Source organism: Paracoccus sp. DMF (assembly GCF_004407025.1).
In the GTDB taxonomy this organism is placed as follows: Bacteria; Pseudomonadota; Alphaproteobacteria; order Rhodobacterales; family Rhodobacteraceae; genus Paracoccus; species Paracoccus aminovorans_B.
Window position 1 is genome coordinate 1 of the sequence record NZ_SOKV02000089.1, and the last position, 4,914, is coordinate 4,914.

The window sequence follows — 4,914 nt, forward strand, 5'->3', positions numbered from 1 at the left end:
CTCCACCGTCGCGCATGCCGAGCACGTCACCGATGCGTTCAGGGCCGCAGGCATTTCCGCCGCGATGATCCATGGCGATCTGGCGGCCGAGACCCGCAAGGCGCTCCTCGCCGACTATGCGGCGGGCGACATCCGCGTCGTCGTCAACGTGGCGGTGCTGACAGAAGGCTGGGACCATCCGCCCACCTCCTGCGTCGTGCTGCTGCGCCCCAGCTCCTACAAGTCCACCATGATCCAGATGGTCGGGCGCGGCCTGCGCACCGTCGATCCCGAGGAACACCCCGGCGTCGTCAAGACCGACTGCGTCGTGCTGGATTTCGGGACGTCGAGCCTGATCCACGGCACGCTGGAGCAGGACGTCGATCTCGACGGCAAGACCGAAGCTGGAGAGGCGCCGACCAAGACCTGTCCTGCCTGCGAGGCGGAGATCCCGCTGGCCGCCACCGAATGCCCGCTCTGCGGCGAGGCATTCCCGCGGGAGGACGAAGAGGCCGGTGAAGGTGGCGGCGCCGCGCCGCTCTCGGGCTTCATGATGACGGAAATCGACCTGCTGAAGCGGTCCAGCTTCGCGTGGGTCGACCTCTACGGCACGGACGACGCGCTGATGGCCACGGGCTTCGCGGCCTGGAGCGGCATCTTCTGGCTGGACGGGGTCTGGTACGCCATCGGCGGCGCGAAGGGCGAACGCCCGCATCTGCTGGGCGTCGGCGAGCGCACGGTCTGCCTCGCGCAGGCCGACGACTGGCTGAACACGCACGAGACCGACGAGAGCGCCTTCAAGACCCGTTCCTGGCTCCGCCAGCCGCCGACCCAGAAGCAGCTGCAGTACCTGCCGCCCGAGTGCCGCCACGACTTCGGCCTTACGCGCTATCGCGCCTCGGCGCTGATGACCTTTGGCTTCAACAAGCGCGCCATCCGCCAGCTGATCGACACGGCGGCTGCACCCGAGCGGAGGGCGGCATGACCCATGATGCCCTTCACATCCATCAACGCCGAGGACCGGCGGCGACTCTGGCATCCGCGTGGGACGCTCTGTGCTGTCTGCCGGCAACCCACCCGTGGTTTTGGCTGGTTCGATCCGCACCGGTCGAAGCGGCGCCGGCCCTCGGTCTGGTTCTGCTCGATGCCCTGCCAGTCCTTCTGGACGCGCTTGGCCAGGGAGCGCTTCGCCATGGTTGACCTGACCGAGGAAGAGCGCGCCGCGATCACCGCCACCATGAAGCGCGTGGCGCTGCTGATGGACGAGATCGGCTGGGCCACCCCGCTTGCGGATCTGACCGAGGCGCAGGTGCGCGCGCTGATCGAGGAAGCCGTCGAGGGCTTCCGCGAGGCCATGTCCGACATCGCCCGGGCGCAGACGCCGGAGGTGCCGTTTTGACCCTCGACTACAATCACCGGCCCAGTTTCGCGGAGCAGGTCAACGCCGCCGTCGATCAGGCGCTGACCGCCGATCAGGCGACGCGGCCGCCCCGCGACTATCTCGGCGGCTCGCGTCTCGGCCATGCCTGCGAGCGGGCCCTGCAGTTCGAGTTCACGGCCACCCCGAAGGACGAGGACCGGGCCTTCAGCGGCCAGTCGCTGCGCATCTTCGCCATTGGCCACGCGCTCGAGGATCTGGCCGTCGCCTGGCTGCGCGGCGCGGGCTTCGACCTCTACACGCGCAAGGGCAACCGGCCAGATGGCGGCCAGTTCGGCTTCTCCGTCGCGGGCGGGCGCATCCGCGGTCATGTCGATGGGATCGTCGCCGCCTGGCCCGAGGGTTTCGGGCTTGCCGTTCCGGCCCTCTGGGAATGCAAGACGATGAACGCGAAGAACTGGCGCGCCTGCGTCAAGGACGGCGTGACCAAATCGAAGCCGGTCTACGCCGCCCAGATCGCGGTCTACCAAGCCTACATGGAAGGGACGGTCCCCGGCATCTCGGCCGCGCCCGCGCTCTTCACCGCGATCAACAAGGATACCGCCGAGCTCCACCACGAGCTGGTCCCCTTCGACGCCGATCTCGCACAGCGCATGTCGGATCGGGGCGTGCGGATCCTGCAGGCGACCGATGCGGGCGAGTTGCTACCGCGCGCCGCCACTACGCCCGACTTCTTCGAATGCCGCTTCTGCCCGTGGTCCGAGCGCTGCTGGGGGCTGCCGGCATGAGTGACGACGGCATCCTGCATTTCAACCCGTGGATGGACTTCAACGACGGGCCGCCGTCCGAGAACCCGTTCGGCTGCGACCCCGACCCCGAGCAGATCACCGTCTTCCTCGACACCGTGTTCAGCTGGTGCGAGGGACTGATCCCGCTCCGGGGCTTCGTCGACAAGGGTCAGGGCCGGGATGGCAAGCCGCACAACATCTGGATCCCGGCCGACGACACCGCGCCGGGAAAGCTCGCGACCTTCGCCGCGTGGGCGAACCGCGAGGGCGCCGCCGTCTATGTCATCCCCGGCACAGTCGAGGAGCAGGGGCAGGCCCGCGCCGCCGATGTGCTGCAGATGCAGGCCATCGTGGTCGATCTCGACGCGGGCGACATCCCGGCGAAGCTGGACCATGTCATCCGCCACCTCGGCGCGCCCACGCTGATCATCGAAAGCGGCGGGCGTACGCCCGAGGGTGCGGCCAAGCTGCACGTCTGGTGGAAACTGACCGAACCGGCCGAGAGCGAAGAGCTGGCTACCCTCTGCCGCCTGCGCGGCGAGATTGCCGTGAAGGTCGGCGGCGACACGCATTTCCGCTCGGCGCACCAGCCGATCCGGGTGCCCGGCACCGTCTATCACAAGCACGGCCACCAGCGCCTCGTGCAGATCCGCGAACATCGAGACGTCGAGGTGGACCTCACGGATTTCGCCGAGACGGTCGCCGAGATGCCGCCGCTGCCGGGCGTGGGTTTTGCCAGCGACGTCTCGGTTCCGCAGGCAAAGCCCGGCATCGACGCGGTGCTCACCACGCCGGTGCGCGAGGGCGCGGTCGACGACTGGTCCCGTTTCCAGGGGGCCAGCGCCGCCATCGGTCATTACGTGCGCCTGGTGCACGAGGGGCGCCTCGACCCGTTCGCGGGCTGGGAGGCAATCTGCGGCTACAATGCCGCCATGCTGCGCCCGTCCTGGCCGCTCGATCGGCTGATGGCCGAGTCCGAACGGCTCTGGGCGCTGCATGTGAAGCGCAACGGTCCGCCGCTCCTGCGCGCGGCCCGCGTCGACGCCCCGGCCAGCCCGCTGCCGACCTTCAGCCTCGGCGCGCTGCTGGACGACACGAGCCCGATGCCCGAGGACATCATCGGGCCGCGCGTGCTGACACCCGGCGGGCTTCTGGTGCTTGGCGGCGCGCCCAAGGTCGGCAAGAGCGACTTCCTGATCTGCTGGCTCGTGCACATGGCGGCGGGTGTGCCGTTCCTCGGCTTCACGCCGCCCCGGCCGCTGCGCGTGTTCTACCTTCAAGCCGAGATCCAGTATCACTATCTGCGCGAGCGCATGCAGCAGATCGCGCTGCCCGCCAATGTGATCGCCGCCGCGCGCGACACCTTCATCGCCACCCCGAAGCTGAAGCTGCTGCTCGACGCGGAGGGTGTATCCCGCGTGGCCGAGGCGATCCGGGCCGCATTCCCCGACACGCCGCCCGACATCATCGTCATCGACCCGATCCGCAACCTCTTCGACGGTGGCCCCGAGGGCGGCGGTGAGAACGACAACACCGCCATGATGTTCTTCCTGAAGGACCGGGTCGAACTCCTGCGCGAGGCGGTCAATCCGGACGGGGGCGTAATCCTCGCCCACCACACCCGCAAGGCCAGCAAGCATCAGGTCAAGGACGACCCGTTCCTCGCCCTCTCCGGCGCCAGCGCTCTGCGCGGCTTCTACACCTCGGGGCTGCTCATGCACCGGCCCGACGAGGACAGCAGCGTCCGCAGGCTGGAGATAGAGCTGCGCAACGGCCCCGCGCTGCCGGGCAAGCTGATCGACAAGGTGAAGGGCGAATGGGTCGAGCTGAACCCGCTGAACGAGCGCCTGGTGCGCAAGGAGGTCGGCGCCAGGCTCGATGCCGAACGGCTGCGCAAGCACGATGTCATCCTTGGCATGCTGCTGGATGAGGCGGCGGGCGAGCGCCTCTACACCGCCATGCAGTTTGCCGAGACCTTCGAGAACCGGGGCGGTCTGGGCAGCAAGCACACGATCCGCGAGCGCCTCAGCGTGCTGGCGACGAAGGGCTTCGTGAAGTTCCTGCGCGACCCCTCGGGGTTCGGCTTCCCCGTCACGCGGTCCCGGTTCGGCTACCTCTGCGTGGAAGGCATGCAGTTCGGCGCGCCCGTCGATCATGTCGATCCGGCCACCGGCGAGGTCACCACCGAGGCCCGTCCGGTCCTGCCCAGCCATTTCAAATGCCCCCAATCCGGGCTCTGCCTGCAGGTCGAAAACCCCGCCGTCTGGGTCTACCCGGAGGGGCTGGAGGACGACCTAACTCATATGAGTGAGGCCTGACTCATATGACAGCGCCAACTGTGCACTCAATGAAATCAACAGGTTACGGGCAAATAAGAGTCAGGTCCATAACTCATGCCCGAAGACTTCATGAAGTCTTATTCCGCAATGATTTCAGCTACTTGTCCTCCCCGGAACAGTTAGGTGTCAAACCCCCATACTACGTATGGGAGGGCCACCCCACAGGGTTGGCCACTCCTCCCATACGTCCGGGTCAGCCGCGCGCGCCGCCGTGACGGTCTGTTGTGCTTCCCGATCCGACGACGGCGGCCCCGTACCGCCAAGCACCAGACCGCCGTCGTCTTCCACCACCACAGGCCACCGGCAAAGGAGACCCATCATGGCTCAGCCGACTCTGATCCCGAATTGCGACGGCGCAAGGTTTGAATCGCTGCCGCTCGACACCCCCCGCAACCGCTGCATCCTCGCGCTCGACCTCGGCACCTCGACC

4 protein-coding genes are annotated in these 4,914 nt (G+C 67.8%); all 4 read left to right on the top strand.

The window, feature by feature from the left end; translation table 11 throughout:
* On the top strand, positions 1–964 hold a 964-nt coding region (locus tag E3D03_RS19980; RefSeq protein ID WP_263568409.1), incomplete at its 5' end, for a DEAD/DEAH box helicase.
* Between the two features lie 207 nt (positions 965–1,171).
* Entirely contained in the window at positions 1,172–1,378 is a 207-nt protein-coding gene (locus E3D03_RS19985; protein ID WP_045683641.1) for a DUF6511 domain-containing protein, read from the top strand.
* Complete coding sequence (locus E3D03_RS19990; protein ID WP_263568410.1) at positions 1,375–2,145, top strand: hypothetical protein; 771 nt, start codon at positions 1,375–1,377, stop codon at positions 2,143–2,145. The genes E3D03_RS19985 and E3D03_RS19990 overlap by 4 nt, the downstream gene beginning before the upstream one ends.
* Positions 2,142–4,463 carry an AAA family ATPase gene (locus tag E3D03_RS19995; protein WP_263568411.1) on the top strand — a complete coding sequence of 774 codons (2,322 nt, stop codon included), beginning with the start codon at positions 2,142–2,144 and terminating at the stop codon, positions 4,461–4,463. The genes E3D03_RS19990 and E3D03_RS19995 overlap by 4 nt, the downstream gene beginning before the upstream one ends.
* Positions 4,464–4,914: the final 451 nt, after the last annotated feature.

What these genes read in the sequence shown, in the direction of transcription:
- E3D03_RS19985 (WP_045683641.1), top strand. Translation starts at nt 1,172, where the DNA reads ATGGTTGACCTGACCGAGGAAGAGCGCGCCGCGATCACCGCCACCATG.
- E3D03_RS19995 (WP_263568411.1), top strand. Translation starts at nt 2,142, where the DNA reads ATGAGTGACGACGGCATCCTGCATTTCAACCCGTGGATGGACTTCAAC.